12 protein-coding genes and 1 riboswitch are annotated in these 14,449 nt (G+C 38.4%); of the genes, 1 reads left to right on the top strand and 11 read right to left on the bottom strand.

Translation table 11 applies throughout. The features are described from left to right. Nucleotides 1–33: 33 nt before the first annotated feature. The 10 genes from OGM16_10850 to OGM16_10805 form a co-directional block, all read right to left on the bottom strand. Complete coding sequence (locus tag OGM16_10850; protein UYJ45326.1) at nucleotides 34–1,035, bottom strand: DUF3878 family protein; 1,002 nt, start codon at nucleotides 1,033–1,035, stop codon at nucleotides 34–36. Then, nucleotides 1,032–2,057, bottom strand: a complete 1,026-nt coding sequence (locus OGM16_10845) for a peptidase (GenBank protein ID UYJ48442.1) — start codon at nucleotides 2,055–2,057, stop codon at nucleotides 1,032–1,034. The genes OGM16_10850 and OGM16_10845 overlap by 4 nt, the downstream gene beginning before the upstream one ends. A 538-nt stretch (nucleotides 2,058–2,595) precedes the next feature. After that, the gene (locus OGM16_10840) at nucleotides 2,596–3,231 is read right to left on the bottom strand and encodes an MAE_28990/MAE_18760 family HEPN-like nuclease (protein UYJ45325.1); all 636 of its coding nucleotides are present in this window, start codon (nucleotides 3,229–3,231) and stop codon (nucleotides 2,596–2,598) included. A 4-nt stretch (nucleotides 3,232–3,235) separates the two neighbouring features. Next, nucleotides 3,236–4,312 (bottom strand): DUF262 domain-containing protein, encoded by a 1,077-nt coding sequence (locus OGM16_10835; GenBank protein ID UYJ45324.1) that lies wholly within the window; start codon nucleotides 4,310–4,312, stop codon nucleotides 3,236–3,238. Nucleotides 4,313–4,354: 42 nt separating this feature from the next. Further along, on the bottom strand, nucleotides 4,355–5,740 hold the full coding sequence (gene dcm, locus OGM16_10830) for a DNA (cytosine-5-)-methyltransferase (GenBank protein ID UYJ45323.1): 1,386 nt from the start codon (nucleotides 5,738–5,740) through the stop codon (nucleotides 4,355–4,357). A gap of 87 nt (nucleotides 5,741–5,827) precedes the next feature. Then, on the bottom strand, nucleotides 5,828–7,336 hold the full coding sequence (locus OGM16_10825) for a Sau3AI family type II restriction endonuclease (GenBank protein UYJ45322.1): 1,509 nt from the start codon (nucleotides 7,334–7,336) through the stop codon (nucleotides 5,828–5,830). A gap of 2 nt (nucleotides 7,337–7,338) precedes the next feature. Next, a complete protein-coding gene (locus tag OGM16_10820; GenBank protein UYJ48441.1) occupies nucleotides 7,339–8,766 on the bottom strand; it encodes a Sau3AI family type II restriction endonuclease in 1,428 nt (475 codons plus the stop codon). Between the two features lie 2 nt (nucleotides 8,767–8,768). Continuing rightward, nucleotides 8,769–9,242, bottom strand: coding sequence for a very short patch repair endonuclease (locus tag OGM16_10815; protein ID UYJ45321.1), 474 nt, complete (start codon nucleotides 9,240–9,242; stop codon nucleotides 8,769–8,771). Between the two features lie 232 nt (nucleotides 9,243–9,474). Continuing rightward, nucleotides 9,475–10,452 (bottom strand): GTPase (G3E family), encoded by a 978-nt coding sequence (locus OGM16_10810; GenBank protein ID UYJ45320.1) that lies wholly within the window; start codon nucleotides 10,450–10,452, stop codon nucleotides 9,475–9,477. Nucleotides 10,453–10,510: 58 nt separating this feature from the next. Continuing rightward, nucleotides 10,511–11,743 carry a Zn-dependent hydrolase gene (locus tag OGM16_10805; protein UYJ45319.1) on the bottom strand — a complete coding sequence of 411 codons (1,233 nt, stop codon included), beginning with the start codon at nucleotides 11,741–11,743 and terminating at the stop codon, nucleotides 10,511–10,513. A gap of 220 nt (nucleotides 11,744–11,963) precedes the next feature. Here OGM16_10805 and OGM16_10800 point away from each other — a divergent pair, with 220 nt between their 5' ends. Next, nucleotides 11,964–12,869 carry a helix-turn-helix domain-containing protein gene (locus OGM16_10800; protein UYJ45318.1) on the top strand — a complete coding sequence of 302 codons (906 nt, stop codon included), beginning with the start codon at nucleotides 11,964–11,966 and terminating at the stop codon, nucleotides 12,867–12,869. Nucleotides 12,870–13,033: 164 nt separating this feature from the next. On the opposite strand, the gene OGM16_10795 is transcribed toward OGM16_10800, so the two are convergent. Next, nucleotides 13,034–14,236, bottom strand: a complete 1,203-nt coding sequence (locus tag OGM16_10795) for a cation:proton antiporter (GenBank protein UYJ45317.1) — start codon at nucleotides 14,234–14,236, stop codon at nucleotides 13,034–13,036. Nucleotides 14,237–14,363: 127 nt separating this feature from the next. Beyond that, a riboswitch (Fluoride riboswitch) is annotated at nucleotides 14,364–14,441 on the bottom strand. Nucleotides 14,442–14,449 lie beyond the last annotated feature (8 nt).

Here is a 14,449-nt window from a genome sequence, read left to right as displayed (position 1 = left end):
TTGCAAAAATGTCTGCATCATAAAATGCCGGGATCATCGAATTTCCTCTATCTGTGATGTCCGGTTTCCATTTTTTGTTTTAAATTTCATCACATATATCTTAAATGGTGTATCATCTCCCACCATAAATGGCTCTTCCCGGTATATCTTAGCCTGTATTCCCTGCTCTTCCAGTTCCTTTTTTCTCATTTTGGCCCTTTTTAACAGATCTGTGCGGTATTTTTCCTGTTCGTCTCCAAAATGCCGCCTTGGATAGCAGGCTGCTGCCTCATCTATCTGTTCTATCAGTCTGTCTGTCACTTTCCTGTGGGAAGTCCTGTGAAACATCCAGGCAATATATCTGGCCAGTACCCTTAGAGGGTATCTTTTATATAAAGCTACCATTTTTGCAAACCAGCTATCCCCCACCTGCTTTGCCATTTCTTCCACTAACTCTGCTGCCTGGGCAGAAAGCTTCCATGGTTCTTCTTTTTCTCTTACATAAGCTAAAGAGGCTGCCGGATAAAAAAGATAGCTTAAAGGCGGAAATCCCCTTAAAAATGCCAGCTGTTTTTCTTCCTCACTGCAGCATGTTTCTCCCAGATATTCCCATTTATCTCCCAAAATAGCGATCTTGTATTCTAACTGGCGGAGATATTCATAGTCTTTTACCCAAAAATGTCCGATATGGCCGTAGTCATACAGTTCACATTCCAGTGTGATCTTTTTGAAGAATAATGTGCAGACTGTATCTCCCTGATGAACTGCCAGGATATAACGGCCGCCTTCCTGCTCATTTTTTCCTGACCGGTCACTTTCTTCTCTATCTAATTCCGCTCTTAACTCTCCTTCATACTCCGGCAGATAGGTACCCGTCATGACTGCCTCATGGAATACCAGAAAGCTTTCCGCTGTATCATTCATCATATACACCAGGCGGATATCGGAAGGTATTTTCCCTGCTTCCCCTTCCGGCAGACCGATCAGTTCAAACTGTCCCAGCTCCAACAGGTCTGCCAGCTTTTCAAATTCCATTCCTCCACAATCTAATCTCACTCCTGCTCTCCTTCGTTTGCCTCTTCCAGAGTCACCTTTTCCTGCCCATCTTCTACATATTCCAGGCGCAACACAGCCTGCGGCCAGTTTAACGCAATGCGGGCGGTCTTGCCCTTTTCTTCTCCCGCCTTTTTGATCAGATCTAACAGCTCATCCAGAACTGCCCTTGTAAGATAACCGCCTCTCCAGTGGAAGGTAAGCATTTTTCCCTTTTTTGCAGCCTGAAGGGAACGTTTATACACATCTTCTGTCTTTGTAAAGGACAATTTCTTTTCTTTGTAGTAAAAATGATCCCCATCCGTACAAATCGGTGCCGGTGCGATCAATGGCTCATGATCGCGGAAAATATTTTTATCATCCAGGTTAAAGTAATCATAACGGATCTCCTTGGCACCAAAGCTATGCTTACCTAAAGTATTGTCAAAAGTAGCATCCAGATGATAATAAGTACCGTTAATCTTTACAATATTCCAGGTATGACGATATTTAATTCCTTTTTCCGGGTTATTTCCGCAAATTGCGATCATGCACCAGATACCTAATGCATCACAAAGCACTTTTACAGACTTGGCAATGCCTTCACATCCCCCTACTCCTTGTCCCAAAGGGCCTATGATCTCATGGGAATAGGATTTTTTTAATTTATCATAATGAATATTTTCACAGATGAAATCGTGTACATACTTTTCTTTTTCCCACTCTGAAAGCTTCATTGCAGGCCGTGCCAGCTTTTCTACTCTGGCTTTTAATGCTTTCTGATGTTCTTTTATCTTTCCTTTTTCAAAAATATACTCCGGCAGAAAAGTAATATTCGCTGAGTCCTGGTAATACCGGTAATGAAAGCCTTCTGCCCAGAAGATCTCAGGATGATCTAAGCGCAGCTGGAAAAATACATCACTTAATTCTCTTCCTTCTAACTTTGGCACCTGGAAGCTGTCTGAAAGCGCCATAAGCCCCTGATAAATAGCATGGTAAACAGCCTGCTTTGGCTTACTCATCTTTGTATAGTAATATGGTTCCATATTTATTCCTTTCACGATGCTTTAATCCCATTTCACCTCGTATTTTTTATAATTTTCTTTCCAAACACAGTAAAAGACAGCTGATCTGCACCATCTATTTTTATTTGCCCTATCTCGGCTAAGCCAATAAGTATCGTGGACTTCATAGCAGTAATAAGCTTTGGCTTAACCTGCTTTAATATCGGATATACATTCGGCAAGGATAATCATAAACCACAAAAATAACCGCCCTGTCTGCAAACTAAGCGGTTATCTTTATAATCAATAAATATGTGGTCAGATCATCTACCGGTAACACTCTTTTCTAAAATCATATTAGCACCATCTGTGAAAATGTCAAAAATTCATTTTATCTTTTGGTGATTGCCACAACACGTCCTGATTCTACAGTACGTCCACCTTTTCGGTATCAGACCGGTGTATTAAGGTGTGCAAATGGTGATTTTTCGTGTGATTCCTGCAGGAAAACTTTAGTTTTTCCGCTGTATCCATATATTTTTAGTGAATGGTGTTACCATGGTATTTCTTACTTCTAATTTTATACACTTTTCAAATACAGCTTTTGAGATAGATAATTTTCAAACTCCAAAACAATCATGTCAAAGGCTTCTTGCAACATAGCTATTTCATTTGAAACATGATTTTTTTCTATAATTATTCCGTTTTCACCATGAGCTATACTATTTCTTTCATTCACTAACTGATTTATATCTGATTTGTATTTTTCCACACAATTATTCATTCCAAATTTGCTCAATATAATTGTCATTTGTTTATAATTCAAATTTGAATTCGCAGTAAGCAAGGACGGTTCAATATATAATTCTTTATCAAATTCTTTTACAAATTTTTCAACAAATTGGTATGATTGTTCAAAACTTTGTTTTCCAGCAAGAGGTTTCAATACTTTCTGTAAAGAAAATGTGTATAATTCATTAATCACGTTTTTTTTATCTAATTGTTCATTATTCAAATATGTAATGAGTAATTTGAAGCTTTCAACCACAAACCCTTCCCAATGAGCATATATGTATGGTATACACATCCTGTAATATTGTTGTTGTTCTCTTAACGGATATTCATTAAGTGCAATGATTCCTATCTTTTTTAAAGCTTCTAATTCTCTGATTCGCCACTCCTTACTGGCCATAATTTCTTCTGTAAGTTGGTGCATTTTCTTACTCCGTAATATCTAACAACACTTTTCTAGCAATTTTGACCTTATTGGTTATGCTGGTTGGATTACTACTTGCTGACCCAACATATTTGTTAAAATTATCATCTTCTTTCAATATTGCTATTTTTTTGCCCAGTTGTTCTATATTCAATTCTTCCAAATCAATCGTATTTTCAGACAAACTAAGCATTATTGCATCATACATGCTCGTAGTAAAATATCTTTTTCCTAATTTAAATATATTCTCATCCTTTAGTTTTTCTAATATTTTCATTATATTTACAAACAAAGTTTTATCTGTTTCAATCTGTGTATCATCAAATTCTTTGCATTGACTCTCTAAATAATCATCCATATAGTCCTGTATATTAGCTTGCGAATATCTTGTACCTTTATTTTTTAGAGTCAGGTATCTTAATACAAGTTCTTCATAATACATCTTCTCTTCATTGGATACACTAATATTTACTATTTCTCTAAAAATATCATTTTGAGCTAATTCTGCAATAAATTCACTGTACCTGCTGTCTAATCCTCTAAATATACAATTTCTTATCTCTTGTCTCGATAATCCCTCTCCTCCTGTATTTAATCTCTTAAAAAGCTCATATCTCATTTTAAATTCACTTTCTTTAAGAATGATTTCTACTCTACATGGTGTACGCTTAATTTGCAATTTATATTCCAATGGTAAAGTATCAATAGTAATATCTTTCAACCCCTTAAGCATACTTCCCTCTACTAATTTCAAGCCATTTTTAGGGTAAGGATTCCCCTCTTCATCTTTTAATTCATTAAAAAAAGATAACACCGTCGATACTCTTTGCAGTCCATCAATCAGTTCCCATTTTCCATCTGGATTTGTAGCCACAAAAATAGACGGAAAAGGAATCCCTAATAATATTGATTCTATAAAATCTGACTGTCTTTGTTCATCCCATCGAAAAGCTCTTTGATATTCTGGAGAAATAATTATTTCTTTATCTCTATACATATTAATTATCTCTCCAAAAGACATATCCATCCTCTCTGATTTTATTTCTTGCCGATATTTTTGAATCTCTGCACTAATATCCATAATCATGCTTCTCCTATATTCTACTTTCTAAACACTATATACTTATTCATTGTTAAATATCACAGATAATGTCTTCTCCATATCTACCACCAGATTAACAACCAATGCATTTCCCATCATAAATCTACGTTTTCTTAATGGCATCTTCACAGTCTCTCCTTTAACCAAACAATACTTTGTATGGTCTGTAGGAAATCCCTGGATTCGTTCTGCTTCTGCTGCAGTAAGTAATCTCACTCTTCCAGTCATCTTATCTTTCACAATATGAGTTGTTCTACTGAATCCACCCTCAGATGTCAGCATTGTACGTGCCGGTTTATCTTCCTGATCGATCATAGGAATAGCACCTTCTGAGAATACATATTCATGACCTGTCGAACTTGTACGCAACAATTTTTTTGCACCTTTCAGGTACTGCCAGGTCTGTCTATCTTCCTTTGAAAGACACTGATCCGTTTCATCGCTATGTGTGACTGTTGGATCTGTATAATATAATTTTTCTTCCGGAATAAAATACTGCTCTTCTACTTGTCCAGTTTCCATAACATCGCCAAGCGTAATCTGCTTTCCATGATAATCGGGAACGGTCTTCATTGTATATATTATTCCATCTTTCATTATTCCGGAATTTTCAAATGCACATTGAAATGTTTCGGAGACTTCACCTACTTCTACCGGCAGTTTCTTAATTTTCATCTTAGCAGACTCTGCTTTATTTACTGGAAATGTTTCTGCAAAAAAGCCTTCTTTTAAGATTACATTTTCCATACATTCTTTCTTATATTCTTCTTCCAATGCATCTGTATATCCAATTGTATTTAAAACTCTATCCGCATATTTTGTATTATTTTTATAGGCAAAAATAAATGTTCTACGACGTCTCTGCTGATACCCATATTCCGCAGCATTTATCACACGCCATTCCACTGTATATCCTTCATCTCGAAAACATGCAAGAATCACACCAAAATCTCTACCTCTTTGTTTTGCAGGAGATTTTAACAATCTATCAACATTTTCTAATAATACGAATGGTGGTTTCTTTGCTTCTAAGGTCTCACGTATTGACCACCATAAAATTCCTTTTTTTCCCTCGAGTCCTTTGGAAGTAGCTAATGAAGAAGCTACAGAATAGTCCTGACACGGGAATCCACCAACAAGCAAATTAAAGTCAGGAAGTGTTGTCTTATCCACATCTTCAATATTATAATTCGTGGTATCATCACCATTATTATCTAATCGTGTTCCAAATCGATATACATAACAATCATGTGCGTACTGTGTATTTTTCTCTGCTGGCTCCCACTGACTAAACCAAACGGTATCCCATTTTTCTTCTTTTCCATAATCTTCTGCTGTTCTTATATTATTAAGCCCACATCTAAAGCCACCTACTCCGGCGAACAATTCGCAAACTGTTTTCTTCACTTCTTTTACCTCTTTTTTATTATCGAACGATCGTTCTTGGATATAATAACCTATTTTTATATTCTTGTAAAGATCCTTTTCTATTTTTTAGTATGATTTTATAAAATCTTTAATCTGTTGTTTCAGATATTTCTTGTTAAACCAAAAGCATTGTTTTGTCATGTATTCTCCAGTAGGTATCAAAGTATTTTTCAATTCCTCTGGAATTTCTTTTAGCGTGATAATCTCTGCCGTTTTTTTCAACCTCACTGAATTAGCATTTTCACAAAAATACTCGCTCTCACCAGCTTTATTTCTTACATGTGCCACATTATTAAAGTTGCTTTTCGGAAAATTATTTTCATATACGAATATTAATCTTCCATTCCTGTCATGTGATAGCTTCTGTTGTAGTTTTATTCCACCTTTAATAACTTTTCTTGCTTCTTTCCAAACATCTTTTACTTTATTTACATCTTTTTTCGGAAGATACCATATGAAGGCATTATTCAAAATTTCTTGCCCCTCTGCATTCTTTGAAAATACTACAAGTAAAAACTTTGAATCCACCATTTCATCATAAACAATAGATTCTGTCCAATTTTTCTCTTTCAATAATCCATCAAAATCAAACGCTGAAAATGACATATCCTGCGTCGGCGTTCCTTTTTCATCAACCGTAAGTGTCCTTAATTTATAGTTGGCTTTTTGAAATTCATCTGTTTCATCCAAATCGTTTTCACTCTTGAATATCTGCTTAATGATATCGTTCTTTTCACTGTATCCACTGCGATAATTGTGAAATTCCTTTTTCAGCGAATCAACTGTTCTTCCAAAATATGGTTTCAAAGTTTCAATCAGGATATCATCAAACTCTTTCTCCTTTGGTAATACTATATCTGGCAAAATATACAATATTTCCTCTGGTGCAAGCATTCTCTCGTTAAACAATTTTGTCATATACGACTTTTTAAATGAATACGCTCTTGGTTTTGCTTTAGGATATTTGTCATTATATTTTACTTTCTCATCTCCGCCGGCACCTTTTCTAGCAGGACTGAGATACATAAAATCTCGTTCTGATAATTCATGTGCTTTCCCCGCTTTTACATAACGTGCGATTTTTTCCCAATCATGCTGAATGATCATCTGATCTCTTTCTGGCAATTCTTTCAGCAAAATCTCATCTACTTTCTCTACGCTAAACTCCTCACGTTTTACACCTCTGATATACTGGTAATACATAACCAGCAGATGATGATTTTTTGTCCAAAATCTACTCTCTTCATACTCATTCCAATTTTCATCTTTATAGTTGATTTTTCCAAGTGATAATCTCTCTTTTGCTCTATATCCCCTGCTATTGATCAAAAATGAAGTTACTTTCAATTCAATGTCTGCATCTTTAAAATCCGGTTCAGCTTCTTCATTGCACGCATAGTTAAACCAACCTTCTTCATAGGCTTGTCCAATATCTCCCTTTCCGTGCTTCTCTTTTAATCCATTTTCTTGTTGAAATTTCTGAGCTAATTCAAAAATTTCTTTGAAGGAATGTCCTATTGCTTCTTCCGCTCTCTGTTTTACTTCTTCTGGAGTTTTATATTCTTTATTACCCATTATCAATCCTCAATAAAATTCTTATCCAACTGTGACAAAATATAACTATTATTCAACCAAAAACATTGCTTTGGGTACTGTCTTCCGTCTGGAAGTTCATATGTATCTTTTGAATTTTGTGCATGTGGTCTTACATGGCACACTGGATTTTCTGATGATTTCGGAAAATTATTATAATTCTTTCCATTTCTCTTTTCTATCTGAAGTCCTTCACAAAGCACTCTATGCGTCTTTTCCCAAACCGACTTCACATTACCTTCCAGATCATCATATGGAATATTCCAGAACTGACAGCCTTTTAACCTTAATTCATCTTGTTGATCAAATTTATAAACTACAAACAAAAATCTAGTTTCACGTAAATAGTTTCCGAATGTAGAATCTTCCCAATCTTCCTCTACTAGCTCTTTAAATTTGAACGTAGGGAATGACATATTTTCCTTTATTTTATTATTTTTCTCAATACGTATCGTCTTAACTACCACATTTGCTTTTTCAAATTCTTCCGCATGGTTTCCTTTTATCCCCAACATCCGATATGCTAACATTGCCTCAAGACTTTTCGGTTTCTTTTGATATTCTATATGAAATTTATTACATAAATCAGTAACTGACCAATCATAATACGCACCTATTTTACGCACAACATACTCTTCAAAAGCTTCCTCTTCCGTACCCTTGATAATCGATTCATATGTGTTTTTTCCAGGAATAATATAATTGTTCAGGACATATGTCATGTATGAATTCTTAAATGCAAATGCCCTCGGTTTTGCTAATTCATCACTAAATGGCTGCTTTCTCCGGTCTTTTGATGTTGCTGCCTTCGGTGCTGCTCCCAGATACAAAGTATCTCCTTCCGATAACTCATGGGCTTTTCCGTTTCGGATTTTCTCAACAATAACCGCAAAATCATGTGCTATGATTTTTATATCTTGCTCTGGCGGTACAAACAGATTTACATATCCAATACGATAATCCAACCGATTCTTTATCTCTTGTTGATATAAATAATAGACCAATAAAATCAACCGGGCCTTTTGCCACATATGACTATCTTCAAATGTTTCATTAACAACTGAAAAATAGTCTATCATGGTCAATATCAATCTTTCCTTTGCTACCAGTGTCCCATTCTTATTTTGTTTGTATGGAGTTACTTTTAGTTCTACACCTGCTTTATCAAAATCTGGGCGTGCATCATTATTCGTCTGATAGTGAAAATATCTCTCTTCTATCAGTTCTCCCAGACCACCTTTTCGCCTCTTATTCTCGTGCTTAACTTCATAATTTGCAGTCTCCCTGACAACCATAGTTTTGGTGATATCATCCTGCTTACACACATCGGCAAATGTTTTTCCAATTAACCTTTTTGCATATGTTTCAATTGAAATAGGATCCGTTTCATCGTATTCTTCCAAATAATTCATCATTACATTCCCTCTTCATCGTCTACTTCTCCCAGTTTCTGGTCAAATATCGTCTCTTCTATCACTCTTACACACTGTTCTGTATCTTTCAGAATATCTTTTCCCCAGAAATGTATCACGGTCCACCCCATAAAATTTAGCTGCTGGTCCTTTTCTTCGTCTCTCTGGATATTCCTCTCTATTTTCTTAACCCAATAATCTGGATTTTTTCCTTTTTCTAACCGGGGCTTCAGTATTTCCCAATCTTTTCCATGAAAAAACTCACTGTCACAAAAAATTGCAATACGATACTTCGTCAAAACAATATCCGGTCTTCCCGGCAATCCCTTGTAATTTTTTCGATAACGAAATCCCCTATGCCATAGTGCCTTTCTCAGCACAACCTCTATGCTCGTATCTTTTCCACGTATCTTGCTCATATTCTTATGACTTTTTTCTGTAACTTCGCCATGAAAACGTGGTTCTTTTATCGGCATACTTCATCCACCCTCAATACCGTATAATCCATTTTATTGTATCAAACTAACGGCCACTATTCAATTACTTGCCAACAGAAAAAAAGCTGATGTCATCTGTTTCACAGAATCCATCAGCTTATTTTATTTATGCACAGAGCATCTGCCACTCTGCCATATCTGTCCTTGTCCAACGGGAAATATTATAACCTGTACTGTTCTTTTTGTAAACTGTTTTTTGCTTAAAACAGGCTTAAACATCGGGGTTCCGGCCTAAATAAAGGGCTGCTCTCTCTTTTGAAAGCTTTTCACCGATCACGATCAGAACTTCCTGGCCCTTTGGCACTGATTTTAAGCTAAATTCTTTAACAGTAGCATTCAGTTCCAGCCAGCCGCTTTCCTGAGAGTTTTCCGTTTCATCTTTCCTGCCATTCTTCATATAGCCTTTAATACGGAAAATCTTGCCGCAGGCGGGATCTTGAAACATCTTTTTTACTGCTGTTTCCAGCTTCTTAGGGTCCATGGAGAAATTCAGGTAATATAATGATTCAAATACCTTACTCTGTTCCAGAGGCATTTTTTCATAATCTTCCATACGGTATCCGCAGGTCAGCAGACGTTTGTAATCAGCCTCATCCAGATCTTCCCAGCTTTTACACAGGATCTGATCCAGGGTAAATCTGCGTTTACAGTGTACCTGCTCCAGAGTCTGGTTCAGATAAGAAAGAGTTGCCTTTAGCTGCTTTTCCGGCACTTCATCACACTTACTGAAAAGGACACAGCCTGCATCTGCCACTTCAGTCGCCAGCAGATATTTCGCCTCTTTTGAAAGGTCTTCTTCCAGCCCCGCATCTACCAGTGCTATCACATTTCCCGGTTCATAGAAACGATCCAGTGGCTCCTCATAAAGAGCATCAAAAAATTCGTCTACATCATAAATACCAGATGGCTCTATGATCACCCGGTCATAACCGGACATAGCCATTGCGATCAACTTTGTCTTAAAACGGCGTCTGTGGCAGTCTGCATCACAGCCTCCTGCGATCATTTCCAGACTGCAATTATCCCCTTCCAGATCCTGTAAAAGAAGCATATCCACATTGACCGCGCCAAAATCATTTTCCAGTATTCCAATCTTCTTGCCCTGTCTCATCAGATAAGAAGCATACTTTTTTATAAAGGTTGTCTTTCCGGCACCTAAAAATCCAGTGATCAGATCGATCTTTATCATATCTTTCACTCCTTTTGCCTTTTAGTCTCCCAGGCTCTTTTTAGCTGCCCAAATTATATCATTTCACCTGCGCCATGTCCATTACAACATCTAAAAATACATCTGCGCCTGCCAGTACATCCTCATCCTTTGTATATTCCTCCGGATTATGGCTGATGCCTTTAACGCTTGGAACAAAGATCATGGCTGTTGGACAGAGCCTTGCGAGCATCTGGGCATCCTGACCAGCACCGGAAGTAATGCGTTTTACACTTAAACCGTGGGCTTTAGCTGCCTTTTCCACCTTTTCTACAATTTCTTCGTCAAATGGAACCGGATCGAATTCCGTCATACGTTCTGCAGAAATCCTGACATCATCTTCTTTTGCCAGATTTTTTAAGTATTCAGCCAGGACCTTTTCATCATTATCCAGCTTTTCTTTGTCCGGGTTTCTCAGGTCAACGGTAAATACTGCTTTAGATGGGATAACGTTAATGGCATTAGGCTTCAATTCAATGCAGCCTACTGTGGCAACACCTCCTGATTTTTCCACTAATTGTCTTAAGAATACGATCACCTTTGCTGCCGCCAGTCCTGCATCATGTCTTAATGCAGTTGGTGTGGTTCCTGCATGGTTTGCAGCACCTTCAATCGTCACTCTCTGCCAGTGGATCCCCTGAAGGTTCTCTACTGCGCCAATTCGGATGCCCTCATGATCAAGGATCGGTCCCTGTTCAATATGCAGCTCAACAAATGCATATGGCTTAATAAATCCAGGTTCTACCGTTCCTTCATATCCAATGCGCTTTAATTCATCCCGTAAAATAGTACCGTCAGTCCCTACTGTGTCCAGAGCCTCTTCCACATCCATGCCTCCTGCATAAACCAGGGAACCCATCATATCCGGTGAATATCTGACACCTTCTTCATTGGTAAATGCAGCTGCAACAACAGGTCTTGCTGAAACCATTCCATTATCCTTTAATGTTTTGATCACTTCAATACTGGAGATGACTCCCAGACACCCGTCAAACTGTCCTGCATTGATAACAGTATCAATATGGGAACCTATCATAAGAGGTGCCTGATCCTTGTTTTCAGGTGTCTCCCAGATACCAAAAATATTTCCGATCCGGTCCGTCACTACCTCCAGGCCAGCTTCCCTCATCCATTCAGAAACCAGGTCTCTGCCCTGTTTATCTGCATCAGAAGCAGCCAGTCTTGTTCTTCTTCCTTCTGTGTCTTTTCCAATTTTTCCCAGTTCATTGATCCTTGACAATAATCTTTCGCCATTTACAGATACCATGATCATATCCTCCTTATATTACCGGCAATGCTCTGTCCGGTCTTTATCCCCAGTATAGTCACATGGTCTCCATGTTTCTATCATTAATAGAACGGATTATATCACATTTGTACCATATTATTGCTGTTTCCATTCCGGAAAACATAGAAAAGTGGTATACTTGGGATAATTTATATCAGAAAAGACTCTGAGAGGATATCACTACAAAAAAGGAGAATAATACTTTATGAATGTTTCCTTTCCCAAATGCAATCAGGCCGGAACTGAATTTGTCATTTCCACCACCGATGACCTGCAGGAAAAAGTCAACTATCTGTCAGAAGACTTTCCTGTTTCCATTTTCACACAGACCTATCATCATGCAGCCAGGGACTCAACCCCCTTCCACTGGCATAATGAACTGCAGTTAAACTGGGTTTTCCAGGGAGAGCTGGAATATTGCATCAACGGTGATTCTCTCCGACTATCCGGGGATAAGATCCTACTGGTTAAAGGCCACCAGCTTCACAGTTCCCGGACCACGGGAAAAGATGCCTGTTCTCTGTGTATTAACTTTTCCCCTGATATTTTTCATCCCATGATATTAAAGCACTATATCCGTCCTTTTCTGGAAAATGAAAATTTCACCAGTTCCATCCAGCTTTTAAACCTGGAACAGATAGACATTTTGAAAAGCCTTTTAGATCAGACTGGTGAACCTTTGGGATATTTTTCCGTTATCAACTTTCTATCCCGTATATTTGAGGAATTGATCCGCTCCTTTGATGAAAAACCAGCGCAGAATGACGAGGAAGAAATAGAATTGTTCCAGTCCCTGTTAAGTTTCGTCCACAACCATTACCAGGACCCTTTAACTGTCCGCCAGATCGCTGCTTACGGGATCATCAATAAAAACCGCTGTACAGATCTGTTCCGCAAATACACCCGGCTGTCTCCTATTAAATACCTGAACAAGTACAGGCTTTATATGGCAAAAAACCTGATCTTGAACACAAAAAAGCCCATATCTGAGATCAGTGCTGATGTAGGATATAATCAGATAAGCTACTTTATTGAACAATTCAAGGGAGCTTATGGCCTTTCACCTTTAAAATACAGGAATCTGTTTGCCGGCACACCCTTTCATAAATAATGTTCTCTCGGAATCTTTCTGTGCCTGATTTTGTGAGAAGATTTTTTGTCAGTTGTGCCCAAATTTCTGAGGCGTACGGTGATGAAATTCGGGTACGACTGGCGGAAAATCGGCCATAAAGGCAGGTGCAGGAAAGACTCCGAGAGGACATTATAATGTACCAGTCAGTCTTCTGAACGGACCAGCAGCTTATCATAAGTCAGATCCATTCCTGCTGCCCCCAGGGGAGCTGTTATCAGAATAGCAAGAACAGCTACAGACAAAACGATCTGTCCGCACGGCAATCCCATTGCAAGAGGTACTGAACCGATTGCTGCCTGTACTGTTGCTTTTGGCAAATAGGCGATCACACAAAACAGCCTTTCTTTTTTATTTAATTTCGTTCCCAGCATGCAAAGGGATACTCCTGCTGCCCGAAACATTAAACCAGCAAAGATCATCAGAACTGCTGCAATCCCTGCCTGCATGGTGTAACGGATGTCCACTGCTGCACCTACAAGCACAAAAAGGATCACCTCTGCTGCGATCCATAGTTTTCCAAATTTTTCCGAAAGACGTTTTGATACCCCGGGAACACATTTGATCCGGATCACCGCTGCCATGCTTACTACAGCCAGCAGACCTGAAACAGATATTTTTCCCTTTAACCATGTTTCCACTGACATTAAGAAAAACGACATTCCCAGGATCAAAATCACTTTCATACTGTTGCGCACATATTGTTCTTTTGCATAAGCAGTTTCAAAAAACAGGCTGAGACCGTATCCAGCCACTGCTCCCAGTACTATTCCCGAAAAAATGGATACCGGGATATTGATGAAATCTGCAGCATGTGCACTGCCTCCCTGGGCCATATTTGTGAACGTGGAAAACAGGACAATGACGAAAATATCATCACAGGACGCACCTGCCATGATCATCTGCGGGATCCGCTGGTCTGTACCGTATTTTGTCTCCATCAGCTGTACCATTCTCGGTATCACAACCGCAGGTGATACAGCACCTAAAACAGCACCCATCACAGCTGCTTCCACCCTTGAAATATGCAGGATAGTTGGGGCAAAAATAACAAAAGCCAGAATTTCAAAACTGGCAGGAACACAGGACATCATAAGCGCCGGTCTGCCTACCTTCTTCAGATCTGCCAGATTCAGGGACAATCCTGCTTTCAGCAATATGATGATCAGTGCCATCTGCCGCAGCTCTGAAGAAATCCCCAAAACCGAATCTGAAAGCCAGTTTAATACACAGGGTCCCAATAAAATACCTGTGATCAGCATACCTATGATACGGGGGATCTTAATTCTCTGGCACAATGCCGCCATGGCAAGTCCCAGTAAAAATACAAATGCAAGTGAAGTCAACATGTTTTCTTTTCTCCTTTTTATGGTGTAATTACTCCCCGGATCATCTGCCGCTGGTATCTGGAAAACCTGTCACTGACAGTTTCTTTCTGATATATAACAACAAAAAAGCTGGTGACTCCGTGAGTATTTCATCACAGAAGTCATCAGCTTATATTTATTAAGCGGTTTAGGTTTCCCATGGGAGAACTTCATTCCCTGGAGCATATTATAAGA

The sequence above is a fragment of the Lachnospiraceae bacterium genome (assembly GCA_025758065.1).
GTDB lineage: Bacteria > Bacillota > Clostridia > Lachnospirales > Lachnospiraceae > Enterocloster.
The sequence above is the reverse complement of the archived record's forward strand: the minus strand, read 5'-3'. Positions and strand labels throughout refer to the sequence as shown.